The sequence below is a fragment of the Bradyrhizobium mercantei genome (assembly GCF_001982635.1).
Lineage (GTDB): Bacteria > Pseudomonadota > Alphaproteobacteria > Rhizobiales > Xanthobacteraceae > Bradyrhizobium > Bradyrhizobium mercantei.
In genome coordinates this window covers 414,195-440,000 of sequence record NZ_MKFI01000007.1, presented here as the reverse complement: position 1 = coordinate 440,000, position 25,806 = coordinate 414,195, and the positions used below count along the sequence as shown (strand labels likewise).

Sequence of the window (25,806 nt, the reverse complement as noted above, 5' to 3'; positions counted from 1 at the left end):
CGCAATGGCAGGATCCCCGATAGCCGGTCATGTCGCTGTTTCCTTCGATTGGTTCGCAAGCATGTGCGAGCCACGCGGCGTGCGGCAACGATCGAATTGCACGCGGGACAATGTTTTCTGCTGGATCCGCCCTCCTGCGGCGAGGTCTGGTGTTGCCTCCGCGCGCGATTCGCGATCGACCGCGGCACTGCTGCGGCGGCTGCGATCAACACTCCTTGAACGATTTGTGATCATTCGGCCACGATTGCCCGTCATCGTCTACGACGAAAGTTCATGGGCCGTTCATTTCGATTTCCGTACCTCTTGCCCCCAAGAAGCTCGGCAAACCTGCCCCAACAAGGAGACTTCCATGCGTGAGATCGTCCGTCCCGTAACTGCTGCGTTGAGCGTCGCGTGTCTCGCGATCGCCATGACCGCAGCGTCGACCAGCGGCGCGTTCGCGCAGGCCAAGCAGCAGCAGATGGCGCCGCCGGCGGCGAAGCAGCCCGCGCAGGCCGCACCGGCCGCGGCTCCGGCGCAGGACCAGGCCCCGCCGATCAAGCAGATCGCGCTGACCGACAAGCAGGTCGATGGCGCGATCGCCGCGGCCAAGGAAATGGATCCGATCACCGCAAAGCTGTCCCAGGATGCCAAGCCCGATCCGAAGATCGTCGCGCAGCTCGAGGGCATCGCCAAGAAGAACGGCTTTGCGACCTATGACGAGTACAACAGCGTGGTCGACAACATCTCGCTGGTGCTCGGCGGCTTCGATCCGCAGACCAAGAAGTATGTCGGTCCCGAGGCCGTGCTGAAGGCGCAGATCGCCCAGGTCCAGGCCGACAAGAAGATGTCGGCCAAGGACAAGAAGGATGCGCTCGCCGACCTCAACGACGCCCTGAAGTCGCCGCCGCCCGCGGTCGAGAACAAGGGCAATATCGATCTCGTGACCAAGAGCTATGACAAGCTGATGGAAGAGTTCGGCGGCAGCGACGACAACTGAGGCGTCCCCGCGAATCGAGCCCGAATCAAAAATGAGCCCCGGAGAATTTCTCCGGGGCTTTTTTATTACAATGCGTCCGGCTCAGGACGACCGAAATAGCGCGCACTGCTCTATCCCCGTCATTGCGAGCGAAGCGAAGCAATCCATCCCGCCGCAAGCGGAGAAATGGATTGCTTCGTCGCTTCCGCGCAAAATTGCTCTGCAATTTTGTCGCGAGCTCCTCGCAATGACGGCGGTGCAAAACCGTCACGTCCTCTCAGGTGCGCGTGCGCATCCGCATCATGAAGCTGTCGAACGAGAGCTCGGCGACCTGCATCCAGGCCAGCGATTCGTTGCGATAGGCGGAGAGGCTCGCATACATCTTGCCGAAATGCGGGTTGCTCTTGGCGAGATCGGCATAGATCTCGTTGGCCGCGCCGTAGCAGGCTTCCAGCACTTCCTGCGGGAACGGACGCAGCTGTGCGCCGGCCACGAGCAGGCGTTTCAGCGCCGGCGGATTGACCGCGTCATATTTTCCGGTCACCCAGGTGAACGTGTCTTCGGACGCGGCCTGGATCGCGGCCTGATAGTGCTTCGGCAGCGCGTTCCACTTGTCCCTGTTCATCACATTGTGGCCCTGGCCGGTGCCTTCCCACCAGCCGGGGTAGTAGTAGAACTTCGCGACCTTGACGAAGCCGAGCTTCTCATCGTCATACGGCCCGACCCACTCCGCGGCGTCGATGGTGCCTTTCTCCAGCGCCGGATAGATGTCGCCGCCGGCGATCTGCTGCGGCACGCCGCCGACCTTGGCGATGATGGTGCCGGCGAAGCCGCCGACGCGGAATTTCAGCCCCTGGAAATCCGCCATCGACTTGATCTCCTTCCGGAACCAGCCGCCCATCTGGGCGCCGGTCGAGCCGGTCGGAATGCCGATGCAATTGTATTCCGCGAGCAAATTGTTGAGCAGATCGGTGCCGCCGCCCCATTGCAGCCAGGAGATATGCTGGCGGGTGTTGAGGCCGAATGGCAGCGACGTGCCGAAGGTGAAGGCGGGATTCTTGCCCCAGTAATAATACAGCGCCGTGTTGCCCATCTCGACGGTGCCGTTGGAGACGGCGTCCAGCACTTGCAGGCCGGGTACGATCTCGCCGGCGGCGAAGGACTGGATCTGGAAACGATTGTCGGTGATCTCGGCGACGCGCTTGCAGAAGAATTCACAGCCGCCGTACAGCGTATCGAGTGCCTTCGGCCAACTCGCCGCGAGCCGCCATCTGACCTCGGGCATCGATTGCGCGACCGCGGGTGCAGCGACCGCCGTTGCAGCGAGCCCGACGCCGCCTGCCTTCAAGAATTCACGACGCTTCATGCAATTCCCTCCTGTGTGCCGATGCCTCGACAAGGGGAACGATCTTGGTGCCGTCTTTCTTCGCCGATCGATCGACGTTGCTGTGGTGAATGTGTCCGGTGGCCCTCGACGGGCTCTTGTGTTTGGAAATCCGAGATTCCGGTTCCGCCGGTCAGGATGATCGTTTGCCGGAGGAAATCAAGCGGTTGCCTTCGTTGCAGGTGCGAAGGAAACGCGGCGTCGTCGGGTCTCATCTGATACCCGGAGCGACGGTGCCGGCCCTGTCGCGATCTGCTACGCAAGACAGGCGAGATGGGAGTTTTAGGACATGGCCAACAAGAAAGTCGTGGTCGCCGGCGCGACCGGCCTCGTGGGCAACGCTGCCTTGCGACACTTCGGCGCATCCGACGATTGCGTGCGCATTGCGCTGTCGCGCCGCAAGCCGCGCGATCTCTACGGCGCGCAGCACGTTCGAATCGATCTCACCAATGCCGAGGATTGCCGCCGCGCCGCGGCCGAGCTCGTCGGTGCGACGCATCTGATCTATGCCGCGCTCTATGAGGCGCCGAGCCTGGTCGACGGCTGGCGTGATGCCGGCCAGATCGAAACCAACGACCGGATGCTGCGCAATCTGATGGGCGTGCTCGAACCCGTAGCGCCCGATCTCAAGCACGTCGCGCTGCTGCAAGGCACCAAGGCCTATGGCGTGCATGTCCGGCCGCTCACCGTGCCGGCGCGCGAGGGGCGTTCGGAAATGTACGAGCAACCGAATTTCTATTGGGCGCAGGAGAATTTCCTGCGTGAGCTGCAACGCGGCAAGCGCTGGCACTGGAGCATCCTGCGCCCGGTCCTGATCATCGGCGAAGCCATGGGTGGCGCGATGGATCTGATCCCGCCGCTCGGCGTCTATGCGGCCGTCCTGCGCGAGCAGGGCAGGCCGCTCGATTATCCCGGCGGTGCGCCGCGCGTCGCGCAGGCGGTCGATGTCGATCTCCTGGCGCGCGCGATCGCCTGGTCCGGGGATGCCGAGGCTGCACGCAATGAAGCGTTCAATGTCACCAATGGCGACGTCTTCACCTGGGAGAACATCTGGCCGGCGGTAGCAGATGCGCTCGAGATGGCGCCGGGCAAGCACGTGCCGCTGTCGCTGGCGCAGGAGTATCCGAAATGGATCGCGCAGTGGGACGAGCTGCGCAAGACGCACGATCTGATCGCGCCCGGCCTGGAGGAGTTCGTCGGCCTGTCGTTCCAATATGCCGATTACAGCATGCGCTACGGCCAGACCGAGTCCGGGCCACCTTCGATCGTCTCGACGGTAAAGATCAACCAGGCCGGCTTCACCGAGATGATGGATACCGAAGTCATGTTCCGCAAATGGTTCAAGCTGGCGAAGGCAAGCCGGCTGTTACCGTGAGTCGCCCGAGCACCGCTCTCTCGTCTCCCTCGCCCCGCGCTTGCGGGGAGAGGGCGGGGTGAGGGGCTTCCATCCGGCGAGCACTTTGCTGCTTGTCGAGCCGTGTGCCTCGCCCCTCACCCGGATCACATCTTTCGATGCGACATAGCCGAAGCTCAGCTTCGGCGTTCTCAAGAACGGCCGCCAAAGGCGGCCTTCGCCTCTCCCCGCAAAGAGCGGGGAGAGGTGAAGAGCTGAGTGAAAGCGAGCGCTAGCGCGAGAACGCCTGCTCCATCGCCTTGCGCGTCTTGATCGTGTCGTTGCGTTCGTCGACCTCGACATCGCTCCAGCGCACCACCGCGCCATGGGCGACGTCGTTCTTCAGCTTGACGCGATGCGCGAGCCCGATCGGCAATGCGCCGGCGGCGAGGCTGGCGGAGGCCGGCATCAGTTTGCCCCACACGGTGTAGCCGCCTTCGCCGTCGAGCATCTCGCCGGCGCGCAGATTGCGTTTCGCCACCGCTGCGACGTCGCCGCGGAAACCGCGCGGCTGTCCGGTCGGCTCGTTGCGCAGCGCCGCCGACAGCACGGAAATGTTCAGCTCGAGCCCGATCAGGTGATACGGCTTGTACATCGCCGCATAGCGGCCGGATGCATCGGTCTTGAGGCCATATTGCCTGAAGCAGTCGGCGGCATAATCGTTCGGCGCCTCCAGCACCACATAGACGCCCCAGCGCAGGTCGCGAAACACCGGGCGGCCGTCGCGCTCCAGCGACGACACCACCTCGACGATACCGGATTTCTCCAGCACGCCGCCTTTGTCGCGCGGCCGCATCACATGCGGCAAATCGTCGACGCCGCAGGGCGGAAACAGCAAGCCTTCCGACGGCACGTCAAGCGTGCAGGCATTGGCGATCGCCGCCATCTCGATCGCGGATTTGGTGCCGTCGAGGAAGGAGTTGAACATCTGCGGATTCATGCCGGCCGATTGCGCCTCGCCGGCGGTGAGCCCGTAATGCTGCCACACGCCCTCCGGCGTCACGTCGTGATAGGCCGGCAGGTATTTCGTACCCTTGCCGGCGGCGACGACGCGAAAGCCGGTGGCACGCGCCCAGTCGACCATCTCCGCGGTCAGCGCCGGCTGGTCGCCATAAGCGAGCGAATAGACCACGCCGGCCTTGCGCGCCTCCTCGGCGAGCAGTGGACCCGCCAGCACGTCGGCCTCGACATTGACCATCACGACGTGCTTGCCGGCTGATATCGCCGCGCGGGCGTGGCGGATGCCGACCGCGGGATTGCCGGTCGCTTCCACCACGACGTCGAATGCACCGCCGGCGATCGCGCGCGCACCGTCATCGGTGAAGGTGGTTCTGCCGATCCGCGCGTCGTCCCACCCGACCGTGCGGCACGCCTCGCGCGCGCGGTCGCGGTCGAGATCGACGATCACGGGCACCTCGAGCCCCGGCGTGTGCGGCACCTGCGACAGGAACATCGAGCCGAACTTTCCGGCGCCGATCAGGGCGACGCGCACCGGCTTGCCGGCGGCGGCGCGGGTTTGGAGGAGGTGATGCAGGTTCATGTTGGATGTCCGAGAGATGGTCGATAGGTGTCGTGCTGCCTCGATTCCGTCATGGCCGGGCTTGTCCCGGCCATCCACATCTTTGGCGCAGCGAGCATGTTAAGACGTGGAGCCCGGGACAAGCCCGGGCATGACGACGTTGTGGGCAGGCGTCAGCCTACTCCGCCGCCTGCCGTGGCGCTCGGGCGAGCCGCAGCAGCGCGTCGTCGGCCACGGTCTGAATCGGCGTGAAGTCGCGGTGCGCGATGTAATCCGGCCGCGTCGGGGTGCGGATGTAATTCGAGACCGCGTTCAGTGTCAGGTAGACGATCTTGCGCGGGTAGGGCGTGATGTTGCCGCTCGAGCCGTGCACCAGATTGCCGTGGAACATCAGCATGCCGCCGGGCTTGCCGGTCGGCGCGACGATGCCGCCCTGCTTGACGAGCCGGGTCACCGTCTCTTCGTCGAGCGTCCACAGCGGGTAGGACGTGGTTTCGAGATCGTGCGAGGCCTTGAGGTCGCCCGCGGTCTGGCTCTGCGGCACCAGCATCAGCGGGCCGTTGATCGGCATCACCTCGTCGAGGAAGATCGCGATGTTCATCGCGCGCGGCTCCGGCATGCCGTCGTCGCGCTTCCAGGTGCCGTAGTCCTGGTGCCACTGCCAGACGTCGCCGGTGAACGCCGCCTTCGCATTGATCTTGAACTGGTGCATGTAGACCTTCTCACCGAACAGCTGCTCGATCGGGTCGATCATGCGCGGATGCGCGCCGAGGATGCCGAACGCCTCGTTGTAGAGATGCGCGGCGAAGGCCGTGCGCGGCGCGCCGCTCTTCTCGCGCCACACCTCCGGGCGGTTGGCGTCATAGATCGCGACCGCCTCGCGCGCGAGGAAGTCGACCTCTTCCTGGGTGAACAGCTCGGGCAGGAACAGCCAGCCTTCGCGATGGAAAAATTCGATCTGCTCCGGGGTCAGTTTCATGGTGCTTTCCTCCTGTTGTTTTCTATTGGCTCGTCATGGCCGGGCTTGACCCGGCCATCCACGTCTTTTGCTCAGCGGTGAGACTAGTCGTGGATGCCCGGGTCAAGCCCGGGCATGACGACTACATTTCACGCCGCCACGTCGATCGCCCGCAGCTTCTCTTCCGTCATTCGCCCCGCGGTCTGCGCATGCGCCAGCGCCGCAGCCTCCGCTGCTTTGGCATTGCCGGAGAAGATATGCGCGGCAATGCTCTCGTGTTCGGTCCAGGCGCTGTCGCGGTAATCGAGCTCGGCGAGCACGGTCGCCATCGAGCGGCGCATATGCGGCCATTGCGGCGCGATCATTTCCTCGATCGCGGAATTGCCGGCGAGCCGGTAGATCGCGCTGTGGAAGTCGACGTCGAGCGCGATCAGGCGCGCTAGCGGCGTGCTGTCGTCGATCGCGCGGCCGGCTTCGAGCGCGGTCTCGAGCTGCGCGCGTGCCGCGGCATCTTCCCTTGCGCGTCTTGCCGCAAGCCGTGCCGCCAGCGCGTCGATGGCGCCGCGGACCTCATAGAGCTCGCGGATGCGCTGCGGATCGAGCTGCGTCACCTCGAAGCCGCGTTTGCCGCTCTCGGCGACGAGGCCCTGACGATGCAGCAGATGCAGCGCGTGCGAGATCGGCTGGCGCGAGACGCCGAGCTTTTCGGCAAGTTCGTTCTGGGTGATGCGCTGGCCGGGCAGCAGCGAGCGGTCGATGATCGCTTCGAGCAATCGCCCATAGACCTGGTCGATCAGGTTCGGAAGCGGGTCCAACGGGATCATGCCGACCGTCCAATTTGGAATACGGAATTCCGTGTTCGGATGGCAGGCTACTGCCGGTTGCGCGAGCGGTCAAGGCTCCAATTCGCGGTGGAGTTAAGTAATTGATAGATCGTCATTTTTAAGGATTGAGCGGATCCGGCGTTCGCATCGATTCCGGTGATCTGCCGGGGATGTAATGGCGCATCGGGTGCGTCAAATGCGTCGACGGGCGCGTGACGAGCCGCACCGTAGAATTACGGTTCGGGAGAAAGTGGCACAAAGTGCACTTTTCGCGAGAAAAGTTCCGGACCTAGACTGATGCGTTTCCTCAGGTGGGGATATGCCGTGGCCGAAGTCTTTTTCCGGGCCGGCATCGTGATACTGGGGCTTTGTCCCATCGCTATTGCAGCACTTGCACTGCTTTTATGAGAACTGGTCCGCATGCGCCAAGCGGGCTGGTAGACGGTCCCGGCGACAGCCGTGCACAGGCCCCAAGTTGCTGTGATCGTTTAGACGAGAGGCCGCCCAGATCAGGACGGCCTCTTGTTTTGCGGCTTGGGTGCGAAGGACCATATCCCCGATCAGCCAGCCGCAATCGCTCAGCAAAGCGTCAAGCAGCCTGGTCGAACGCCGGCCACCGGCTCCTTTGCATGGGGTTGTTTTCGATATTTTGGCAACGGGCCTCCCCGCAAGTGCTTCCGCCCCGCTACTTCGCCTTGCCCAGCTCCATCAGGATTCGCGTCATCAGATAGAGCCGCGGCACGATCGAGTTGGTGTCGATGTATTCGTCGCGGGCGTGATAGCCCCAGCCGGCGAGGCCGAAGCTTTCGACCACGACGGCCTTGCCGCTGCGCGCCGCGTAGCCGGCGTCGGTCGCGCCGCCGGTCATTTCCGCAATATCGAGCGTGCGGTCGAGCTCGGCATAGATCGCCTGTCCCTGTTTGGCGAGCGCGCGGCCGCGATCGTCAGCGACGAAGGGCGGGCGGCCCGCCACGACCGTCACCGACACCTCGGTGTCGGCGATCAGTCTGTTCTTCACCTTCTCGTCGAGCGCGGCCTGCAGCTTCTGCACGCCGTCCGGAATGGTGAGGCGGATGTCGGCGCCGGCGGTGGCGTGATCGGGGATCTGGTTGCGCACGGTGCCGGCCTTCGCGGTGGTCCAGTTCAGCTGCGTGCCTGGAATCGATTTCGCGACGTCCTGGGTCTGGAGCAATTGATGCGCGAGCTCGATCAGCGCATTGCGGCCGAGCTGCGGCGCGGCGCCGGCATGCGAGGCCTTGCCCTTGACGTCCAGCGTTCCGGTCGCGGTGCCGCTGGCGCCGAGCAGGAGGCTTTCGTTCCTGGCGACCGGCGGCGCCACCGTCGGCTCGCAGGACAGCACCACATCGTGCTGATCGGCGAGCTCGGCGATGATCTCGCCTGAGCCGATCGAGCCGACCTCCTCATCCGGATTGAACGACACCGTGAGCTTGGCGTAGTCGCGCCAGCCCGCATCGTTCAGGATCTTGAGCGAATGCAGGATGACGGCGATGCCGCCCTTGTCGTCGGCGATGCCGGGCCCGTAGATCCGGTTGCCGTCGACCTTGTAGGGCTGGGTGTCGAGGATGCCGTGCTCATAGACCGTGTCCATATGCGCGATCAGCATCAGCTTCTTGCTGCCGGTGCCTTCGAATGTGCCGATCACCATGTCGGCGCCGGCGCCCTTCGTGGTCTTGCGGCGTTCAGTCTTGGCGCCGAGTGCCTTGAGCCGCGCTTCGGTGAAATCGGCCATTTTCCTCAGGCCCTCGACGTCGCTGGAGCCTGACTCGATCAGCACCATGTCGTGCAGGCTTTCGATCACCGCCGGCTGGGCCTGTTCGGCGGCCGCGCGCAGCTTTTCATCCGCGGCGGCAAGGGCGGAGGACGAGGCGACGGTAAGCGAGAACAGGCCGACCGATGCGAGCAATTTGACCGATAGTTTCATTGTTGTCCTCCCTGCATAAAATGCAGCGAGAGACTAGCATCGTGATCCACGCGCCTCCAGCCGCGTCAGATGCGGTCGAGCACCTCGACGTCGAATGTTTCGATCTGCGCAGGTTCGGCGGTCGCATCGATCGCCGCGATCCGGTCGCCCGAAATCGTGACCCGCAGCACGATGCGCAGCCTGCCGCCGAAGATGACGGCAACGCCGATCTCACCGTCGACCAATGCGGTTCGCGCCGCCTGCGCGCGTCCCTTGAAGCTCTCGGCAACCGCTGTGGCGCCGCGGATCACCGGCAGCGAGCCGAGCCGCTGCGCCGCCTGATCGGCTTGCACCACGACATCCGGCGCGAGCACCGCAAGCAGCCCCTCGAAATCGCCATTGCGCGATGCGGCGAGGAAAGCCTCGACGATGCCGCGCTGCCGGCTGAGATCGGCATCCGGCGCGGGCGGCGCGCCCTGGACGCGACGCCGTGCGCGGCTGGCGAGCTGCCGTGCGGCGGCCGGCGTACGCCCGACGATCGGCGCGATCTCCTCGAATGGCACCGCGAACATGTCGTGCAACACGAAGGCCAGCCGCTCGGCCGGCGCCAGTGTTTCCAGCACCACGAGCAGCGCGGCACCGACGGAGTCAGCCATCTCGGTCTCGCGCTCGGATGGATTGTCCGCGATCGGCTCCGGCACGTGCGAACCCATCGGCTCCTCGCGGCGCGATTTGCGCGAGCGCAGCATGTCGAGGCAGATCCGCGCGATCACCGTGGTCAACCATCCCCCGAGATTGTCGACCGCCGCGGTGTCGGTGCGGCCGAGCCGCAACCAGGTTTCCTGCACGGCGTCGTCGACCTCGGCGGTCGAGCCCAGCATGCGATAGGCCACCGCCCGCAGGCGCGGCCGATTGGCTTCGAACTGCTCGGCCAAAAACCTTTTCTCGTCCATCGGTCACATTCCCTTTGTCCGCTCCGTCATGGCTATGACGAACGAAACTGGGCCGATGTGACAACAGATCGGCACCGCGGCGTCAAACGGCAACTCAGGAGAGTGACATGATGAAAGCCCGCATGAACCACCCGGTGATGGTTGTTCCCGAGGCCATGAAGGCGCTGCAGGCGCTCAGCGAGAGCACCAAGCCGGCGCTGCCGGAAAAGCTGCTCGAACTGGTGCATCTGCGCGCCAGCCAGATCAACGGCTGCAGCGTCTGTGTCGATATGCACCCGAAGCTCGCCCGGCGCGCCGGCGAGACCGACGAGCGGCTGTTCGCGGTCGGCGCCTGGCGCGACACGCCCTATTTCACCGAAGCCGAACGCGCCGCGCTGGCGCTGACGGAAGCGGTGACCCGGCTCAGCGACCGCGAGGATCCGGTGACGGACGCGGTGTGGGACGAGGCCGCCAAGCATTTCGACGAGCAGCAGCTGGCGTCGCTGGTGCTGGGGATCGCGGCGATCAACGTCTGGAACCGGCTGAACGTTACGGTGCGCCAGCCGGTCGGTGCGTGGAAGGTGTAATCTTCCCCCTCTCCCTGTGCTTGGGAAAGGACCTGCGGCTTGCTCACTGCACCTCTCCCCTTGTGGGAGAGGTCGGATCGCATCGACAGATGCGATCCGGGTGAGGGGTCTGTCTCTCCGCGGAGAGAAACTCCTCACCCGGCACGATGTCGCTGCGCGCCATCGCACCACCCTCTCCCACAAGGGGAGAGGGTACATCGCTTACGCGGAGAGAAACTCCAGCACGATCTCGCAATAGCGCTGCGGGGCCTGCTCGAACATCGGGTGCGTGGTGCCCGGGATCATCTCGGTGCGCGAACCCTTCACATTGGCGGCCAGCGCGTGCAGCACTTTCGGCAGCACGCCCTTGGTGTTGGCGCCGCCGATGAACAGCGTCGGGGTCTTGATTGCCTCCGCGTCGGCCTTCGAGAACGGCGGGCGCTGGTCGCGGGTCTGGCCGATCAGCGTCGTCGCATTGTCGCGCAACAGCTGCTTGGAGGTTGCCGGAATCCGCTTCCAGGCGCCGGGGCCTTCGAGCGCGTCCATGAAGATCTGCAAGCCACCGTCGATATCGCCCTTGGCGATTTCCGCGGCGCATGCCGCAAAGCGCGCGGCCAGCGGCGAGGGGCCAGGCTTGAAGTCCGGATCAAGGCTCTCGTCGAGCTCGCCGCCGGGCTCGGCGAGGATCAGCTTGCGCAGCAGGTCCGGCCGCCGCTGCGCGGCACGGAAGCAGATGTGGCCGCCGCGGGAATGCCCCATCAGGTCGACCGGTTTGGTGTCGAATTTTTCGATGAAGGCGATCACATCGTCGACATGCTGGGCGATCGAATAGGTGTCGCCGATGCCGTCCCAATGCGCCGGGAAGAAATGCCGCAGGCTGACCGCGATCACGCGATGGTGGCGCGTCAGCGGACCAAGCACTGCCGACCAGATCCGGAAATCGCACAGCGAGCCATGCACGCAGACCAGCGGCGGACCCTGGCCGATATCCAGATAGGGCATGTCGAAACCGTTGACGTGGAGGCTGTGCATTTTAAGGGCTCGCGAAGGGCGGGGGATGTTGTTGATTTAGCCGAAGTTCCCACGGAATTCGGGTGGATAGCAACATTCTCCAAGCCTAGATTTCAGATCAACAGCAGGCTCATACGTGAGCCCAAAGAGATATCAGGGAACATCTGGAGCGAGCCATGACCGGCCAGCATTTTGCAATCTTCGAGACCATGATCGGCGCCTGCGGCGTCGTCTGGGGCGAGCACGGCGTCACCGGCGTGCAGCTGCCGATGGGATCAGAGGAAAAGACCCGCAAGCGGATTGCCCAACGCAATGGCGACGTCACCGAGGCGGCGCCGCCGGCCGTGGTGCAGCACGCGATCGACGGCATGATCGAGCTTCTGGCGGGCAAGCCGAACGACCTCGCCGACATCGTGCTCGATCTCGACGGCGTGCCGGAGTTCAACCGCGGCGTCTATGACATCGCGCGCAGGATTCCGCCGGGCAAGACCATGACCTATGGCGATATCGCCAAGCAGCTCGGCGGCGTCGAGCTGTCACGCGACGTCGGCCAGGCCTTGGGCCGCAACCCGTGCCCGATCGTGGTGCCCTGCCACCGGGTGCTGGCGGCGGGCAACAAACCCGGCGGCTTCTCGGCCAATGGCGGCGTCGTGACCAAGTTGAAGATGCTGCAGATCGAAGGCGCGGTGGTGAACCACACGCCGAGTTTGTTTGATTGAGCGAGCCTGTTCGACTGAGAAGGTGCGCTCTTCATCCTCCCCTGGAGGGGTCGAGACGAGCGGAGCTCGCTCTGGGATCGGTTCGCATGAAATGCGAACCGAGGTGGGGTGAAGGTCTCTCGTATCGGGCAGTGCCCGTGTTGAGAGATCACCCCACCCCGCCTCACATCTCACTTCGTTCGCTGTGAGCCGACCCTCCCCCTCCAGGGGAGGGTGGCAGCGAGCTTGCCGCGAGTTCAGCTTACGTCACACCGTCTCGCACACGAACCCGTTCCCCTTCCGCCTGATCTTGCCGACCGACGGCGAGGGGAAGTGCGCTGGGCAGCACAGCGTGTCGGTGTCGCAATAGCGCTCCAGGAAGCTGCGCCGCGTCGTTGCCGCCTGCGCCGGATCGACGTCGAATTTCGGCGAGATCTCCGGATAAAGCGTCTGGACCGGCGAGTGCATCAGGTCGCCGGCAAACACCGCATCGTCCTTGCCGCGGCCGAAGGTGAAGGCGACATGGCCCGGCGTATGGCCGGGGGTCGGCAGGATGCGCATGTGGTCGCCGATCGCAAAATCATTGCCGACGAGCTCGGCCCGCTTGGCTTCGACCACCGGCAGCACGCTGTCGACGAACGGCGCGACCTCTGCTTTCGCATTGGTCTCGGTCCAGTAGTCGAACTCGGTCTTGTCGAACACGTAGCGCGCGTTCGGGAAGGTCGGCACCCAACGGCCGTTCTCGAGCCGCGTATTCCAGCCGACATGATCGACATGCAGATGCGTGCACATCACATAGTCGATGTCGTCGACCGAAAAGCCCGCCGCCGCGAGGCCGCGCAGGTAGCTGTCGTCGGTCTTCATGTTCCAGGTCGGCCGCGTCGGCCGCGGCTTGTGATTGCCGATGCAGCTGTCGATCAGGATGGTGTGGTGCGGTGTCTTCACGATGTAGGACTGGAACGCCAGGATCAACGTGTCGCTGTCGTCGAGCGCGCCGGCCGCCTTCATCCAGCCGCGGTTCTCGGCGAGCAGCTCCGGCGTCAAGGTGGGGAACATGTCGTGCGCCGGCAGGAAGGTCGTCTCCTGCTCGACGATGCGATGAATGGTGAGATCGCCGGCTGCAAATTTCAGGCTCATGGTGATTCCTTGGCGTGAGCGTTTTCGAGCGAAGTGGCGTCCGGTTCGCGTAAAGAAAACGCGCAAAAAAGGTCAGTGCGCGTCGCGCACGGCGGGAATGATGATGTTGGCGAGGATGTCCATCGCCGCAAGGCCTTCCTTCAGTTGGCCGTACTGGGCTGCCGTCGTCATCATCACAAGATCGAGATCGGGCACGACGATGATGCGCTGGCCGCCCCAGCCGAAAGCGCCGACCCATCCCACTTCCTTGCCCTCGGACAGCGACCGGCCGACCCACCATTGATAACCGTAGAACAGCGTGCCGCCGAAATAGCCGACTGCCTGGAAGCGCGGTGCGATCGATTGCGCGACCCAGTCCGCCGAGATGATCTGCTGTCCGTTCCACATGCCGCGATCGAGCATCAGTTGACCGATCTTCGCGGCATCGCGTGGCCGCAAGCGAAGGCCGGAAGCGGCGGCAATCTTGCCGTTCTTGTAGGTCTTCCACTCGAGATCGGTGATGCCGAGCGGCTGAAACAGCGTCTCGCGTGCGAAGGCTTCGAGCGGCTTGCCGGAGACCTGCTCGACGATGTTGCCGAGCAGATCGGTGCCGCCGCCACTGTAGTTCCACAGCGTATCCGGCGGCGCGGCGATCGGCTTGGCCAGCACGTAGCCGATCGGATCGGCATCAAAGGCGAGATGCGGCTCGTCGTTGTCTGGGTCGTTCCAGGGTAGCGTCTCGTCCCATTTGAAGCCTGACGACATCGTCAGCAAATGGCGCAGCGTGATGGCGTCCCATCCTGCTTTCTTCGCCGACTGATGCTCGGGGAAGAATTTCAACACGGGCTCGTCGGCGCTCGCGATCAGTTTGTGGTCGATGGCGATGCCGACCAGCAGCGACGTCACGCTCTTCGATGCCGAGCGCATGTCGTGCCGGGTCGTCGCAGTGAAGTCGATGCGGCCTTCGGGCTGTCCCCACGGCTGGTCGATGCCGGCAAAATACTGCTCGAACACCAGCCTGCCGTGGCGCGCCACGACCACCGAATGGATCTCGCTGCTGCGCAAGCCGAGCCGCGCAGCGATGCCGCACAGCCGTGCGCCGTCCATGCCGACGCTCTCAGGCGCGGCAATCGTCCAGCCGTCGTCGAGCGCGGCCGGCGCTCCGCAAGGGTGGTCCTGTGGTCCGGGTGTCATATCGTCGGCCCTCAGATTGGTGAATGAGGCCGTCAACGCGAGCGCGAGGCTCGCGCCGAGAATGAGCAAGCGGGGGAAGCGATGGCGCATCGTCATTCCCCCTGCAATTCGCGGCTACGCCGCAGGCGGTGCCGAAATCTTCACCGACGGCCGCTCCAGCATGCGCTGGTAGAAGGCATCGAGCTTGGGATAGGCCTTGCGCCAGCCGCAATCGGCGAAGCGGAAATCGGCATAGCCGAGCACGCAGACGAGACCGATCTGAGCGATGTCGAACGACGAGCCGTCGAGCACGTCCGGCCGGTTCTCGAACCGCGCCATGCCGACCCAGGCCCTGTTCCAGTGATCGTCGTACCAGGCCTGCCACAGCGAGCCCTGCGGCCGCACCATCTTCTCGTAGCGGCACAGCAGCATGGAATCGAGCATGCCGTTGAGCAGCGAGTGGTCGGTCTTCAGCTTCCAGCGCCGCGGGCCGTAGCCCGGGATCAGCCGGCCGCCGCCGAGCTCGTTGAGATATTCGACGATGACGTAGGAATCCAGGATCACGTCGCCATGGTCGAGGATCAGCACCGGCAGCTTCTTCAGCGGCGAGATCCTGGAATATTCGTCGTTGGCCGTGCCCGGCGCGACGGTAGCCGGAACGAACTCGATCTTGTCGATCAGGCCGAGCTCGATCGCCGCGATGCGCACCTTGCGGGCGAACGGGGAGGCGGGAGAGAAGGTGAGTTTCATGGAGAACTCCTTGCGAAGATTCTTTCCGCTGTCATGGCCGGGCTTGACCCGGCCATCCACGTCTTGATCCGCGCGCCTGGTCCAAGACGTGGATGCCCGGGTCAAGCCCGGGCATGACGCGTTGATAGAGCGTTGCCCGAACCTTACGCCCCGATGATTTCCTGGCGCTGCTCGCCGAGGCCCTCGATGCCGAGCGTCACGACGTCGCCGACATTGAGATATTGCGGCGGCTTCATACCGGTGCCGACGCCGGGCGGGGTGCCGGTGGTGACGATGTCGCCGGGCAACAGCGTCATGAACTGCGAGACATAGGAGATGCACTTCGCCATCGTGAAGATCATGGTCGAGGTCGAGCCGGTCTGGCGGCGCTGGCCGTTGACGTCGAGCCACATCGACAGCTTCTGCACGTCGGGGATCTCGTCCTTGGTGGCGAGCCACGGGCCGACCGGGCCGAACGTGTCGTGCGACTTGCCCTTGGTCCACTGCCCGAGGCGCTCGATCTGGAAGTTGCGCTCGGAGACGTCGTTGCAGATGCAGTAGCCGGCGACATGGTTCAGCGCGTCGGCTTCCGAGACATACTTGGCGCGGGTGCCGATGATGGCGGCGATCTCGACTTCCCAGTCGAGCTTGGTCGAGCCGCGCGGCTTCTCGACCGCGTCGTTCGGGCCTGACAGCGCGGTGTTGGCCTTGAGGAAGAAGATCGGCTCCGAGGGGATCGGGTTGCCGGTTTCCTTGGCGTGGTCGGAATAGTTCAGGCCGATCGCGACGAATTTGGAGATGCCGGTGACCGGGGCGCCGAAGCGCGGCTTGCCGGAAACGGCGGGCAGGGAGGCGGGATCGAGCGCGGCAAGCTTCTTCAGCGATTCCGGCGCGTAGGCGTCGCCGGTCAGGTCCTTCAGATGGGCCGAGAGGTCGCGGAGCTGGCCGGATTTATCGATCAGACCGGGCTTTTCCGCGCCCTTTTCGCCATAACGAACAAGCTTCATGTTGATCACTCCCTACGGTGTCTTGAGGATTGTTACTGGTATACCTCGACACGCTTCATGGAACAGCGCGGGCGGAAATTCAACCGCCTCACGGCCATGGCATTGCAGCCATCACCTTCCGGCGTGGCCGCCTTGCGCCGTTCCTTCAAATGCCGGTCATGATGGCGGGCGCCGCCAGCATCCGCGTGAACATCTCCTCCAATAGCCGGCACGGCGGCTCGGGATCGCGGGTGCCGGCGACGATCGCATCGTCGGCCACGGCATGCATTCCGTCGAAAACGATCAGCGCCGCGCTGCGGGCGTTCGGGAACGCCCAGACGCCGGCCTTCCGGCCAGCCTCCAGCACGGCGACGATCTGGGCGATCACGTCGTCCTTTTCCGACGACTGGCGCTGATGATGCGGGAAGTCGTGAAACACGACGTCATGCAACTCGACATTGGCGAGATAGGTTCCGACGGCGCCGCGCAGCCAGGCGGCCAGCCGCCCGGCATGATCGTCCGCCGCGCGCTCGCCGATCGCCGCCTCGACACGGGCGAGGAAGTCCTGCGTGAAGCGCGTGCGCAGCGCGATCATCACATCCGCCTTGGTCGAGAAGTAGTGGTAGAAGGTGCCCTTCGCGACGCCGGCCCGTCCGACGATGTCGTCGATCGTGGTGGCCTCGATGCCCTTTGCGATGAAAAGGGCCGCCGCCGCCGACATCAGGTCGTCAACCCTGACCTCGGCGGGCTGAGTCCGCCGCCAGCGCTGTGACGCGGCGCGCGTGGCCGCCGCTTGCCGTTTCCCGATCATGCCGTCAGCATCCATCCGCACCTGATACCCGATTCTTGGATCGCATATTTAGAATGATTTTGAAACGGCTTAGTTGTATTGACCGACCGTCGGTCAATAGATATTTGTGCGCCGCCGCCATCCGGATCGACCCGATCAGCACGGTCTGGCGTCGTCATCATGAGGAAAGCTCCATGAGATTCTTTCGCGAAGCCGAGCCCGGCATCTTCATCGCGACCGGCCGCCTGCAGACCGAGCAGGATGGCTGCGATTGGACCGCGGAATACGCCGAACTGCTTGCCGCTGACCGTCCACTCGCCGTGATCGTCAATGTCAACGATCAGCCCGAGGTCGCCGCCGGCAAACCGATGGTGCTGTGGATGAAGGCACGCAAGGCCGAGCTCGGCCGGCTGATCCGGGTCACCGTCTACATCGCCGATGACGCCGCGGAGCGCGCCGAACTCGAGCGCACCCTCCCGGGACGGGCCAAGGCCTTACCCTATCCCGCCGCGATCGCCGCCAGCGAGGCCGACGCGCTCTTCCTCGCGCGCGCCAGCTTGAGCTAAAGCGCGATAAACCTGAAGGCGTCGCCGTCGCGCTTGATATGGCCGGCATTGAAATGCCCGCCGATCACCAGCGTCGGCGTATCGGCAAAGCGCGAGAACAATTCGCGGCGCGTCGCGGCCGATTGCTTCTGGTCGGAATCCGCCGTCGATGACCAGTCGAGGTGATACATCTGGCAAGGATGATGCGCGACATCGCCGGTCAGCAATCCTTCCTCGCCGCCGGACTTGATGTGGATGCTCATATGGCCGGGGCTGTGACCCGGCGTCGGGATCAGCGTGATCTCTTCCGTCAGCCGTTGATCGCTCGGCACCAGCTCGGCCTTGCCGGCATCCGCGATCGGCTTCACGGAATCGGCGAACACCGCAGCGTGCGCCGGATCGTCGCTGTGATCGCGCCAGTGCTCATACTCGGTCTTGCCGAACACATAGCGCGCATTGGCGAAGGTCGGCACCCATTTGCCGCCGGAGAGCTTCGTGTTCCAGCCGACATGGTCGACATGCAGATGCGTGCACAGCACGGTGTCGATGCTGTCAGGGGCAAATCCGGCCGCGGTCAGCTTCTCCAGGAACGGATCGCTGCGGTTGTTCCAGGTCGGCACGTTGCGGCCCTGCTTGTCGTTGCCGAGCCCGGTGTCGACGACGATGCGGTGCTCCGGCGTCTCCACCAGCAGCGAATGGATCGACATCTTCAGCTGGCCGTCCTCATTGGCGAAATGCGGGATCAGCCAGGGCAGGCTCTGGATCTCCTCCCGGCCGGCCAGCGGCAGGATGAAGCGCGTGCTGCCGACGGTCTCGAGCTCGACGACTTTTGTGATTTTGACCTTGCCGATCGTCCAGTGCATGCGGCGTGCCCTCTGTTTTTGTTTGTGGCCGAACCATGCGGGTTTCCGCGCGTCCGCGCAATGGATCAAGTCGGCGCCTCCTGCGTTACCGCCTCGTTGGACCAAGGAGTGCGCGAATGCCGGAACTCACAATCTCCCCCGAAAAAGTTGGCTTCTTGATCGAGAAGGCGCGCGAATTCGACGTCAAGGAGGGGATCGTCGATCCGGATTCCGGTTCGAACGGCGCCGACGACGAGATGATCGATGTGCTCGAGGATGACGGCAGCGATCCGGTGGCGCGCGAGATCACAGGCTTCATCGACGCGCTGAGCGAGGACGAGCAGGTCGATCTCGTCGCCTTGATGCGGCTCGGCCGCGGCGACGGCACGATCGAGGAGTGGGCCGATCTGCGCCGCGAAGCCGCGCGCGGCCGCAACGGCCGCACTGCGAGCTATCTGCTGGGTGAGCCGATGCTCGGCGATTTCCTCGCCGAAGGGCTCGACGAGTTCGGCCTCGCGCCCGGCGACGAGCGCATCACGCCGATCCAGTAGGAGCAGAAGCGTGCTGCTCTCCTTACCTCGCCCCGCTTGCGGGGAGAGGTCGGAATTCAAGCGCAGCTTGAATTCCGGGTGAGGGGGAGTCTCGGCATCCTCCGCTATCACTTTCTTCGCGGTGAAAGCCCCTCACCCCAACCCTCTCCCCGTAAGAACGGGGCGAGGGAGAAGATAGCAACGCGAGCTATCGCGCGCAGTCGACGATCACGGTGCCGATCTTGTCGCCCTTCTCGACGGCGAGATGGGCGTCGGCGGTCTCTGCCAGCGCGAATTGTCCGGCGATATTGTGCACGCGGGTGCCTGACGCCAGCCACTGCGTGATGTCGGCCTGCGCGGCCGCGAGCAGCGGCGGTGGCAACGCGAACAGTACCAGCGAGCGTACCGTGATGCATTTCTCCATCAATTCGCGGACCGGCAGTACCGGCGTGCGGTTGCCGTTGGTGGCGTAGACCACAATCGTCGAGTTCAGCGCCATCAGCTTCAGCGTGGTCGCGAGGTTGCCGCCGAAATCGACATCGATCACGCGGTCGACGCCGCGGTTCTCGGTGAAAGCCATCACCTTGGCGACGACGTCCTCAGTCCGGTAGTTGACGACGGTGTCGGCGCCGGCAAGCCGCGCCTCGACGTCCTTGACCTGCGAACTGACCGTCGCGATCACCCGCGCGCCGCCCCATTTTGCCAATTGCACGGCATAGTGACCGACCGCGCCGGCGCCGCCGGTGACCAGCACCGTCTGGCCGGAGATCGGGCCGTCGGCAAATAACGCGCACCACGCGGTCATGCAGGGGATGCCAAGCGTCGCTCCAGCCGCGAACGACACGTCCTGCGGCAGTGGCGTCACCAGGTAATCGGCAAGCGTGATGTATTCGGCGGCGGTGCCGAAGGCGCGGCCATTGCGCTGGCCGTTGAACAGCCAGACGCGATCGCCGACGGCAAAGCGAGTGACGCCTTCACCGACCTGGTCGATGATCCCGGCGCCGTCGCTGTTGGGGATCACGCGGGGAAATTCCATCGCGCGATAGTTGCCGCTGCGGCGGCCGACATCGGCCGGATTGACGCCGGAGGCCTCGAGACGGACGCGGACCTCGCCGGGCCCGGCATCAGGCGTCGGCGTCTCGCCGACGGTGAGCACCGTCGGCGCCGCGCCGGTCCGTTCGTACCAGACCGCTCTCACAGCGTGCCCGGGAAGGCGCCGCCATCGAGCAGGATGTTCTGCCCGGTGATGAAGCCGGCCTTTTCGCCGCACAGGAACGCGCAGGCGTATCCGAATTCATCGGGACGGCCGAAGCGGCCGGCGGGGTTCAGCTTGGCGCGTTCGGCCAGGACCTGGTCGGCCGAGATGCCGCGCTTTTCGGCTTCGGGCTTGGCGGTGCCGCGCAGACGGTCGGTGTCGAACGGACCCGGCAGCAGGCCGTTGATGGTGACGTTGTTGATGACGGTCTTGCGCGACAGGCCGGCGACGAAGCCGGTGAGGCCGGCGCGGGCGCCGTTGGACAGGCCGAGAATTTCGATCGGCGCTTTCACCGCGGCAGAGGTGATGTTGACGATGCGGCCGAACTTGCGTGCCATCATGCCGTCGACGGTCGCCTTGATCAGCTCGATCGGCGTCAGCATGTTGGCGTCGATCGCCTTGATCCAGTCGTCGCGGGTCCAGTTGCGGAAGTCGCCGGGCGGCGGGCCGCCGGCATTGTTGATCAGGATGTCGGGCTCGGGGCAGGCCTTGAGCACGGCTTCGCGTCCCGCAGGCGTCGTGATGTCGCCGACGATTTCGGTGACGGTGACGCCGGGATGGGTCTTACGGATCTCGTCGGCGGTCTGCTTCAGCGCCTCGGCGCCGCGCGCCGTCAGCGTGACATGCACGCCTTCATTGGCGAGCGCGATCGCGCAGGCGCGGCCCAGTCCCTTGCTCGATGCGCAGACGATGGCCCGGCGGCCTTTGATTCCAAGATCCACGAGTTCGCTCCCTGTGATGTGGGGTAGGTTTGTAAAGCTTCGATGCCGCCAGTCTAGCCAAGCTCGGCGGCGCCGGTAAGGGACGTGCAATGCATAAGTGCATGCCGGGCCGGAACAGGCGGGTGAGCACGATCGGCTAGATGCGCTGCTCGCGGCGCAGCCGCTCGATCGCCATGGTGGCTTCGGGCGGCAGCGAGCGGAATCCGGCTTGTCCGGCCGCGGAGAACAGCGGCCGCAATTGCGATCCGTTGAGGAATTGCGGCTGCCGGGCGAGCGGCACCAGCTGATCGAACACCAGCACTAGCGTGGTCACGACGAGGCCGACCCTGGTCGCACCGAGCAGCGCGCCGCCGAGGCGGTCGCCGATACCGATTTCCGCGCCGATGGTGTCGTCGAGCACCATGCGCGCCATCTTTCCGAGGACGACGCCGATCACGAGGAACAGACCGAACAGCAGCACGCCGTTGGGCGGAAACGGCGACGACGGCAGTGTCGCGATGTGGGGCCCGATCAGCGCCAGCGCTGCGACCGCGAGCGGCATGGCAACGAGATAGGCCAGGATCGTGACCGCGCTGCGCAACAGGCCGGTCGTGAAGCCGGTCACGACCGCGAACAGCAATCCGACGATCACGGCAAGGTCGAAGAGGTTCATGGAGGGAATTCCTGCCCCAATCTCCTGCGGTGTCCTGGTTGATCAAACCTGCTTACATCAGGGACAATTGTAGCTATCAATCGTCCGCTTCAATCCGGGAACCTGTCGATGTCCGACCTATTCGATGTCAGTAAAGAAATCATCCTCATCACCGGCGCCTCGCAGGGGCTGGGGCGGCAATTCGCCCGCGTGCTGGCGGCACATGGCGCCGCGGTGGTGCTGGCCGCGCGCCAGACCGCGAAGCTGAAGAGCCTGGAGGAGGAGATCAAGGCCAGGGGCGGCCGCGCCGCTGCGGTGCAGATGGACGTCGCGGATATTGCCGGCATTGCGAAAGCGCTCGACGCCGCGGAAGCCGCGCTCGGCCCGGTCACGGTTCTGATCAACAACGCCGGCATCGCGATCGAGAAGCTCGCGACCGAGCAGACCGAGGCGGATTGGGACGCGGTCGTGAACGCCAATCTGAAGGGCGCCTACTTCCTCGCGACCGAACTTTCGCGGCGCATGATTCTGCGCAAGCAGCCGGGCAACATCGTCAATGTCGCCTCGGTGCTCGGGCAGGGCGTGCTGAAGGCGGTCTCGCCCTATGCGATCTCCAAGGCCGGCATGATCCAGGGCACCAAGGCGATGGCGCTCGAGCTCGCCGGCAACAACATCCGCGTCAACGCGCTGGCGCCGGGCTATATCGACACCGAGATGAACCATGATTTCTGGTCGACGCCGGCGGGCGAGCGGCTCGCCAAGCGGATTCCGCAGCGCCGGGTCGGGGCGGAATCCGATCTCGACGGCGCGATCCTGCTGCTCGCCTCCAACGCCTCGCGCTACATGACCGGCACCGTGGTGACGGTGGATGGCGGGTTCTTGTTGAATTGATCCGAGCCTGTCATTGCCGGGCTTGACCCGGCAATCCATCCTGCTTCGCCAAACTCTTTGTCGAAGAACGATGGATGCGCGGGTCAAGCCCGCGCATGACGATCTCGCTCGGCGGCCGTCACCCCGCCCGCATCTCCGCCCTGATCATGTCGGCGGCCTTTTCGCCGATCATGATGGTCGGCGCATTGGTGTTGCCGCCGATCAGCGTCGGCATGATCGAGGCGTCGACCACGCGCAAGCCTTCGAGCCCGTGCACGCGCAGCTTCGGATCGACCACCGCAAGCGGATCATTGGTGCCCATCCTGCAGGTGCCGACCGGGTGATAGACCGTGTCGGAGCGCGCCCGCAGGACGCTGCGGATGTCGTCGTCGGTGCGGACATCTGCGGTGAACATGTCCTTCTGCTGCAGCGCGCGCAGCGCCGGCGTGTCGAGCAGCCGCTTCGTCATCTTGAAGCCCGCGACCATGGTCTCGACGTCGCTGTCCTCGCCGAGGAAATTCGGATCGATCGCAGGTGCTGCCAGCGGGTCGGCGCTGTTCAGCCAGACGCTGCCGCGGCTTGCCGGGCGCAGCAGGCAGACATGGCAGGAGAAGCCGGTGCCCCAGCGCGGCTTGCGGCCGTGGTCTTCCACCATGGCCATGCAGAAATGCAGCTGGATGTCGGGGACGTCGAGCTCGGGTCGCGTCTTCAGGAAGCCGCCGCATTCGGCGACGTTCGAAGTCATCGGGCCGCGCCGCTCGCGCCGGTATTGCCCGATGCCCTTGATGATCCGCCCGATGCCGCTCCACGACAGTCCCGAGAAATAAGGTGCGTCGGAGGCGAAGCCGAATACGAAATCCGGATGATCCTGCAGGTTCTGTCCGACACCCGGCAGATGATGCTCGCTGGCGATGCCGTGCTTGCCGAGCGCAGCAGTGTCGCCGATGCCCGACAGCATCATCAATTGCGGCGACTGGAACGCGCCGGCCGAGAGGATGACCTCGCGCCGAGCGCGCAGCACCTTTTTCTCCTTGCCTTGCATGTATTCGACGCCGACGGCACGCTTGCCCTCGAAGATGATGCGGGTCGCGTACGCCTGCGTCTCGATGCGCAGATTGGGCCGGCGGCCCATGTGGGGATGGATGTAGCCGCGCGCTGCGCTCCAGCGTTCGCCATTCCGCTGGGTCACCTGGTAGATGCCTAATCCTTCCTGCTCGGCGCCGTTGAAATCGTCGCGGATCCGGAACTGGGCCTCGCGCGCGCCCTGCAGGAACATCTCCTTGACCGGATTGTCGGACTGCAGGCCCGTGACGTTGAGCGGCCCGCCCTTGCCGTGATATTCGCCGTCGAGCTCGGTGTTGTGCTCCGAACGCTTGAAGTAGGGCAGGACGTCGGCGTAGCTCCAGCCGGTATTGCCGAGCGAAGCCCAGTGGTCGTAGTCGGCGCGATGGCCGCGGATATAGACCATGGCATTGATGGCCGAGGAGCCGCCGAGGCCCTTGCCGCGCGGCTGATAGCCGATGCGACCGTTCAGGCCCTTCTGCGGCACCGTGTCGAACGCCCAGTTGTTGAGCTTGCCCGAGAGCATCAGAATGATGGCGCCGGGTGTGGTCACCACCCAATTGTCGTTCTTGCCGCCGGCATCGAGCACCGCCACCGAGGTCGCCGGATCCTCCGACAGCCGCCCCGCCACCGCGCAGCCGCCGGAGCCTGCGCCCACCACCACGAAATCGAATGTGTCAGTCACGTTTGTTTCCCCCTCGTCTTCGTTTTAGGTCATTGCGAGCCACCCGGTCGGCGCGGAGCGCCGCCGGATGACAGGCTCCGCGAAGCAATCCATCCAACCGTTATGTGGGGCTGTGGATTGCTTCGTCGCTTTGCTCCTCGCAATGACGGTTTGGATACTACGACAACAACCGCATCAGCTTCTCCAGCCGCGCGATCTTCGCGCCGTAGGGCGGATAGAGATCGGCGAGCCGGTTGAAGCGCGAGCGATAGAACACCGGCTTCAGCTTGGTCAGCGTCTTGAACCCCCATTCGCCGTGGTAGGCGCCGGTGCCGGACGCGCCGACGCCGCCCATCGGCTGATAGGCCTGCGCGAAATGGAACAGGCAGTCATTGATGGTGACGCCGCCGGACACCGTGCGCGCCAGTACCGCATCGCGGGCGGCATTGTCGGTGCCGAACCAGTACAGCGCCAGCGGGCGGTCGCGCCGGTTGATGAAGGCGATCGCCTCGGTTGCATCGCGGACTCCCATGACCGGTAGCAGCGGCCCGAAGATCTCCTCCTGCATCACGGCCATCTCGGGCGTCGCATCGACGATGACGGTCGGCGGGAATTTGCGCCGCGCCTTCCACTCGGGATCGTTCGGCGCCGCCGGCTGCATGATGGTCGCGCCCTTCGCGGCGGCGTCGGCCACCAGGCCCTCGAGCCGGGTGTAGTGCCGGTCCGAGACGATCGAGGTGTAGTCGGGATTTCTGGGATCGGTGCCGAACATCTGCAGCATGTGGCCCTGCAGCCGCATCGCGAGCGGCTGCACCGAGGCCTGCGGCAGCAGCACGTAGTCGGGCGCGATGCAGGTCTGGCCGGCATTGAGCAGCTTGCCATAGGCGATGCGCTGCGCGGCCCTCGTCGATGTCGGCGGAGCCGTCGACGATCACGGGCGATTTGCCGCCGAGCTCGAGCGTCACCGGGGTAAGGTTACGTCCGGCGGTCGCCGCGACCAGCCGGCCGATGCGGGTCGAGCCGGTGAAGATCAGATGATCGAATGGCAGCGCGGCGAAGGCCTTCGCGATCTCGTCATCGACATCGGTCACCGCAAGTTCGGCGGTATCGAACTTCTTTTCGATCGCCTCGGCCAGCAACTCGGCGAAGCGCGGCACCAGCCCGCTCGGCTTGATGATCGCGCGGTTGCCGGCCGCGATCGCCGCGACAGTGGGCGCGAGCGTCAATTGCAGCGGATAATTCCAGGGCGCGATGATCCCGACCACGCCGAGCGGTTGCGGGATCAGCCGGTTCCTGGCCGGCGCGAACTGCACCGTGGTCGGCACCTTCCGTGGTGCCATCCAGCCCTTGAGGTGCCTGGCCGCATGCTTGATCTCGCCCAGCACCAGCATGGTCTCGGCGATCGCGGTTTCGACGGTGGAGCGGTGGCCGAAATCGGCCGAGATCGCAGCCTCGAAGCGCGCCTCATTCTCGGTCAGCGCGGCGCGCAGGCGGCGCAGCCGGTCGAGCCGTGCCTGCAAGCTCGGCGCCGATTCGCTGCGCGACAGCTCAAACTGGCGGTGAAAGGCCTCCTCGAGCGCATGCAGCCCCGGGCTCTTCAACGGCCGGTCCATCGCGTTCCCCCTCGTATGACGTTTCCTTGACGGATTTTGTTGGGCGCCAAGCTCCGCTTTTGCGGGCAATCTGGCAAGAGCCGGTTCCCGGCGGACAATTTGCCGGGAAAACCG

At 64.9% G+C, this 25,806-nt stretch carries 26 protein-coding genes and 1 pseudogene (1 of these 27 cut by a window edge); 7 read left to right on the top strand and 20 right to left on the bottom strand.

Annotation, left to right across the window (positions count from 1 at the left end; all coding sequences use genetic code 11):
- A protein-coding gene (locus BI327_RS31915; RefSeq protein WP_076865240.1) for a GFA family protein crosses the window boundary here: on the bottom strand, positions 1-31 show its 5' portion. It extends 368 nt beyond the left edge of the window; only the first 31 of its 399 coding nucleotides appear in the window; the start codon lies at positions 29-31; its stop codon lies off the left edge, out of view.
- A gap of 318 nt (positions 32-349) precedes the next feature.
- Between BI327_RS31915 and BI327_RS31910 the strand changes: the two genes are divergently transcribed.
- A complete protein-coding gene (locus tag BI327_RS31910) occupies positions 350-979 on the top strand; it encodes a hypothetical protein (protein WP_076865237.1) in 630 nt (209 codons plus the stop codon).
- A gap of 256 nt (positions 980-1,235) precedes the next feature.
- Here BI327_RS31910 and BI327_RS31905 read toward each other — a convergent pair whose 3' ends face one another.
- The gene (locus BI327_RS31905) at positions 1,236-2,324 is read right to left on the bottom strand and encodes a TRAP transporter substrate-binding protein (protein WP_076865235.1); all 1,089 of its coding nucleotides are present in this window, start codon (positions 2,322-2,324) and stop codon (positions 1,236-1,238) included.
- Positions 2,325-2,631: 307 nt separating this feature from the next.
- On the opposite strand from BI327_RS31905, the gene BI327_RS31900 reads away from it, so the two are divergent.
- Entirely contained in the window at positions 2,632-3,717 is a 1,086-nt protein-coding gene (locus tag BI327_RS31900; RefSeq protein WP_076865234.1) for an NAD-dependent epimerase/dehydratase family protein, read from the top strand.
- Between the two features lie 250 nt (positions 3,718-3,967).
- Here BI327_RS31900 and BI327_RS31895 read toward each other — a convergent pair whose 3' ends face one another.
- The 5 genes from BI327_RS31895 to BI327_RS31875 form a co-directional block, all read right to left on the bottom strand.
- Complete coding sequence (locus BI327_RS31895; RefSeq protein ID WP_076865232.1) at positions 3,968-5,275, bottom strand: NAD(P)H-dependent oxidoreductase; 1,308 nt, start codon at positions 5,273-5,275, stop codon at positions 3,968-3,970.
- A 157-nt stretch (positions 5,276-5,432) separates the two neighbouring features.
- Positions 5,433-6,233, bottom strand: a complete 801-nt coding sequence (locus tag BI327_RS31890) for a phytanoyl-CoA dioxygenase family protein (protein ID WP_076865231.1) — start codon at positions 6,231-6,233, stop codon at positions 5,433-5,435.
- Positions 6,234-6,361: 128 nt separating this feature from the next.
- Positions 6,362-7,036 carry a GntR family transcriptional regulator gene (locus tag BI327_RS31885; RefSeq protein ID WP_076865229.1) on the bottom strand — a complete coding sequence of 225 codons (675 nt, stop codon included), beginning with the start codon at positions 7,034-7,036 and terminating at the stop codon, positions 6,362-6,364.
- Positions 7,037-7,721: 685 nt separating this feature from the next.
- Positions 7,722-8,978: a M20/M25/M40 family metallo-hydrolase gene (locus tag BI327_RS31880; RefSeq protein ID WP_076865228.1), complete on the bottom strand. Its 1,257-nt coding sequence runs from the start codon at positions 8,976-8,978 to the stop codon at positions 7,722-7,724.
- A gap of 65 nt (positions 8,979-9,043) precedes the next feature.
- Complete coding sequence (locus tag BI327_RS31875) at positions 9,044-9,910, bottom strand: sigma-70 family RNA polymerase sigma factor (RefSeq protein WP_076865227.1); 867 nt, start codon at positions 9,908-9,910, stop codon at positions 9,044-9,046.
- A gap of 110 nt (positions 9,911-10,020) precedes the next feature.
- Between BI327_RS31875 and BI327_RS31870 the strand changes: the two genes are divergently transcribed.
- Complete coding sequence (locus BI327_RS31870; RefSeq protein WP_076865511.1) at positions 10,021-10,476, top strand: carboxymuconolactone decarboxylase family protein; 456 nt, start codon at positions 10,021-10,023, stop codon at positions 10,474-10,476.
- Positions 10,477-10,677: 201 nt separating this feature from the next.
- Here the strand turns inward: BI327_RS31870 and BI327_RS31865 are convergent, their stop codons facing one another.
- Positions 10,678-11,487 carry an alpha/beta fold hydrolase gene (locus tag BI327_RS31865; protein ID WP_076865225.1) on the bottom strand — a complete coding sequence of 270 codons (810 nt, stop codon included), beginning with the start codon at positions 11,485-11,487 and terminating at the stop codon, positions 10,678-10,680.
- Positions 11,488-11,642: 155 nt separating this feature from the next.
- Between BI327_RS31865 and BI327_RS31860 the strand changes: the two genes are divergently transcribed.
- A complete protein-coding gene (locus tag BI327_RS31860) occupies positions 11,643-12,185 on the top strand; it encodes a methylated-DNA--[protein]-cysteine S-methyltransferase (protein ID WP_076865224.1) in 543 nt (180 codons plus the stop codon).
- Between the two features lie 246 nt (positions 12,186-12,431).
- Here BI327_RS31860 and BI327_RS31855 read toward each other — a convergent pair whose 3' ends face one another.
- From BI327_RS31855 to BI327_RS42995, 6 genes are all read right to left on the bottom strand, one after another.
- A complete protein-coding gene (locus BI327_RS31855; protein WP_076865223.1) occupies positions 12,432-13,301 on the bottom strand; it encodes an MBL fold metallo-hydrolase in 870 nt (289 codons plus the stop codon).
- A gap of 72 nt (positions 13,302-13,373) precedes the next feature.
- Entirely contained in the window at positions 13,374-14,564 is a 1,191-nt protein-coding gene (locus tag BI327_RS31850; RefSeq protein WP_076865510.1) for a serine hydrolase domain-containing protein, read from the bottom strand.
- Positions 14,565-14,588: 24 nt separating this feature from the next.
- The gene (locus BI327_RS31845) at positions 14,589-15,203 is read right to left on the bottom strand and encodes a glutathione S-transferase family protein (protein ID WP_076865509.1); all 615 of its coding nucleotides are present in this window, start codon (positions 15,201-15,203) and stop codon (positions 14,589-14,591) included.
- Between the two features lie 143 nt (positions 15,204-15,346).
- Positions 15,347-16,189, bottom strand: a complete 843-nt coding sequence (locus BI327_RS31840) for a fumarylacetoacetate hydrolase family protein (protein ID WP_076865508.1) — start codon at positions 16,187-16,189, stop codon at positions 15,347-15,349.
- 145 nt (positions 16,190-16,334) lie between these two features.
- Positions 16,335-16,979 carry a TetR/AcrR family transcriptional regulator gene (locus tag BI327_RS31835; protein WP_076865507.1) on the bottom strand — a complete coding sequence of 215 codons (645 nt, stop codon included), beginning with the start codon at positions 16,977-16,979 and terminating at the stop codon, positions 16,335-16,337.
- Positions 16,976-17,140 carry a hypothetical protein gene (locus tag BI327_RS42995; protein ID WP_210191240.1) on the bottom strand — a complete coding sequence of 55 codons (165 nt, stop codon included), beginning with the start codon at positions 17,138-17,140 and terminating at the stop codon, positions 16,976-16,978. The genes BI327_RS31835 and BI327_RS42995 overlap by 4 nt, the downstream gene beginning before the upstream one ends.
- 12 nt (positions 17,141-17,152) lie before the next feature.
- Here BI327_RS42995 and BI327_RS31830 point away from each other — a divergent pair, with 12 nt between their 5' ends.
- Positions 17,153-17,524, top strand: a complete 372-nt coding sequence (locus tag BI327_RS31830; RefSeq protein ID WP_076865506.1) for a hypothetical protein — start codon at positions 17,153-17,155, stop codon at positions 17,522-17,524.
- On the opposite strand, the gene BI327_RS31825 is transcribed toward BI327_RS31830, so the two are convergent.
- The gene (locus BI327_RS31825; RefSeq protein WP_076865221.1) at positions 17,521-18,366 is read right to left on the bottom strand and encodes an MBL fold metallo-hydrolase; all 846 of its coding nucleotides are present in this window, start codon (positions 18,364-18,366) and stop codon (positions 17,521-17,523) included. The genes BI327_RS31830 and BI327_RS31825 overlap by 4 nt on opposite strands.
- A 116-nt stretch (positions 18,367-18,482) precedes the next feature.
- On the opposite strand from BI327_RS31825, the gene BI327_RS31820 reads away from it, so the two are divergent.
- Complete coding sequence (locus tag BI327_RS31820) at positions 18,483-18,896, top strand: DUF3775 domain-containing protein (protein WP_076865220.1); 414 nt, start codon at positions 18,483-18,485, stop codon at positions 18,894-18,896.
- A 187-nt stretch (positions 18,897-19,083) separates the two neighbouring features.
- Here BI327_RS31820 and BI327_RS31815 read toward each other — a convergent pair whose 3' ends face one another.
- The 3 genes from BI327_RS31815 to BI327_RS31805 all read right to left on the bottom strand — a co-directional run bounded on the left by BI327_RS31815 (position 19,084) and on the right by BI327_RS31805 (position 21,504).
- Positions 19,084-20,073 (bottom strand): NADPH:quinone reductase, encoded by a 990-nt coding sequence (locus BI327_RS31815; protein WP_076865219.1) that lies wholly within the window; start codon positions 20,071-20,073, stop codon positions 19,084-19,086.
- The gene (locus BI327_RS31810; protein ID WP_076865217.1) at positions 20,070-20,852 is read right to left on the bottom strand and encodes an SDR family oxidoreductase; all 783 of its coding nucleotides are present in this window, start codon (positions 20,850-20,852) and stop codon (positions 20,070-20,072) included. The genes BI327_RS31815 and BI327_RS31810 overlap by 4 nt, the downstream gene beginning before the upstream one ends.
- Positions 20,853-20,988: 136 nt before the next feature.
- Entirely contained in the window at positions 20,989-21,504 is a 516-nt protein-coding gene (locus BI327_RS31805; RefSeq protein WP_076865215.1) for a CvpA family protein, read from the bottom strand.
- Positions 21,505-21,612: 108 nt separating this feature from the next.
- Here BI327_RS31805 and BI327_RS31800 point away from each other — a divergent pair, with 108 nt between their 5' ends.
- Positions 21,613-22,374, top strand: a complete 762-nt coding sequence (locus BI327_RS31800) for an SDR family NAD(P)-dependent oxidoreductase (RefSeq protein WP_076865214.1) — start codon at positions 21,613-21,615, stop codon at positions 22,372-22,374.
- A 118-nt stretch (positions 22,375-22,492) separates the two neighbouring features.
- On the opposite strand, the gene BI327_RS31795 is transcribed toward BI327_RS31800, so the two are convergent.
- Both BI327_RS31795 and BI327_RS31790 read right to left on the bottom strand, forming a co-directional pair.
- Positions 22,493-24,100, bottom strand: a complete 1,608-nt coding sequence (locus BI327_RS31795; protein ID WP_076865213.1) for a GMC family oxidoreductase — start codon at positions 24,098-24,100, stop codon at positions 22,493-22,495.
- A gap of 157 nt (positions 24,101-24,257) precedes the next feature.
- Positions 24,258-25,692: pseudogene (locus BI327_RS31790) on the bottom strand (coniferyl aldehyde dehydrogenase).
- Positions 25,693-25,806: the final 114 nt, after the last annotated feature.

Excerpts from the sequence above, each read along its gene's own strand:
- BI327_RS31835 (WP_076865507.1), bottom strand. The coding sequence starts at position 16,979 with ATGATCGGGAAACGGCAAGCGGCGGCCACGCGCGCCGCGTCACAGCGC.
- BI327_RS42995 (WP_210191240.1), bottom strand. The coding sequence starts at position 17,140 with ATGATGACGACGCCAGACCGTGCTGATCGGGTCGATCCGGATGGCGGC.
- BI327_RS31840 (WP_076865508.1), bottom strand. The coding sequence starts at position 16,189 with ATGAAGCTTGTTCGTTATGGCGAAAAGGGCGCGGAAAAGCCCGGTCTG.
- BI327_RS31845 (WP_076865509.1), bottom strand. The coding sequence starts at position 15,203 with ATGAAACTCACCTTCTCTCCCGCCTCCCCGTTCGCCCGCAAGGTGCGC.
- BI327_RS31830 (WP_076865506.1), top strand. The coding sequence starts at position 17,153 with ATGAGATTCTTTCGCGAAGCCGAGCCCGGCATCTTCATCGCGACCGGC.
- BI327_RS31890 (WP_076865231.1), bottom strand. The coding sequence starts at position 6,233 with ATGAAACTGACCCCGGAGCAGATCGAATTTTTCCATCGCGAAGGCTGG.
- BI327_RS31905 (WP_076865235.1), bottom strand. The coding sequence starts at position 2,324 with ATGAAGCGTCGTGAATTCTTGAAGGCAGGCGGCGTCGGGCTCGCTGCA.
- BI327_RS31865 (WP_076865225.1), bottom strand. The coding sequence starts at position 11,487 with ATGCACAGCCTCCACGTCAACGGTTTCGACATGCCCTATCTGGATATC.
- BI327_RS31855 (WP_076865223.1), bottom strand. The coding sequence starts at position 13,301 with ATGAGCCTGAAATTTGCAGCCGGCGATCTCACCATTCATCGCATCGTC.
- BI327_RS31860 (WP_076865224.1), top strand. The coding sequence starts at position 11,643 with ATGACCGGCCAGCATTTTGCAATCTTCGAGACCATGATCGGCGCCTGC.
- BI327_RS31805 (WP_076865215.1), bottom strand. The coding sequence starts at position 21,504 with ATGAACCTCTTCGACCTTGCCGTGATCGTCGGATTGCTGTTCGCGGTC.
- BI327_RS31900 (WP_076865234.1), top strand. The coding sequence starts at position 2,632 with ATGGCCAACAAGAAAGTCGTGGTCGCCGGCGCGACCGGCCTCGTGGGC.
- BI327_RS31800 (WP_076865214.1), top strand. The coding sequence starts at position 21,613 with ATGTCCGACCTATTCGATGTCAGTAAAGAAATCATCCTCATCACCGGC.
- BI327_RS31885 (WP_076865229.1), bottom strand. The coding sequence starts at position 7,036 with ATGATCCCGTTGGACCCGCTTCCGAACCTGATCGACCAGGTCTATGGG.
- BI327_RS31895 (WP_076865232.1), bottom strand. The coding sequence starts at position 5,275 with ATGAACCTGCATCACCTCCTCCAAACCCGCGCCGCCGCCGGCAAGCCG.
- BI327_RS31820 (WP_076865220.1), top strand. The coding sequence starts at position 18,483 with ATGCCGGAACTCACAATCTCCCCCGAAAAAGTTGGCTTCTTGATCGAG.
- BI327_RS31825 (WP_076865221.1), bottom strand. The coding sequence starts at position 18,366 with ATGCACTGGACGATCGGCAAGGTCAAAATCACAAAAGTCGTCGAGCTC.
- BI327_RS31870 (WP_076865511.1), top strand. The coding sequence starts at position 10,021 with ATGAAAGCCCGCATGAACCACCCGGTGATGGTTGTTCCCGAGGCCATG.
- BI327_RS31875 (WP_076865227.1), bottom strand. The coding sequence starts at position 9,910 with ATGGACGAGAAAAGGTTTTTGGCCGAGCAGTTCGAAGCCAATCGGCCG.
- BI327_RS31850 (WP_076865510.1), bottom strand. The coding sequence starts at position 14,564 with ATGCGCCATCGCTTCCCCCGCTTGCTCATTCTCGGCGCGAGCCTCGCG.
- BI327_RS31910 (WP_076865237.1), top strand. The coding sequence starts at position 350 with ATGCGTGAGATCGTCCGTCCCGTAACTGCTGCGTTGAGCGTCGCGTGT.
- BI327_RS31880 (WP_076865228.1), bottom strand. The coding sequence starts at position 8,978 with ATGAAACTATCGGTCAAATTGCTCGCATCGGTCGGCCTGTTCTCGCTT.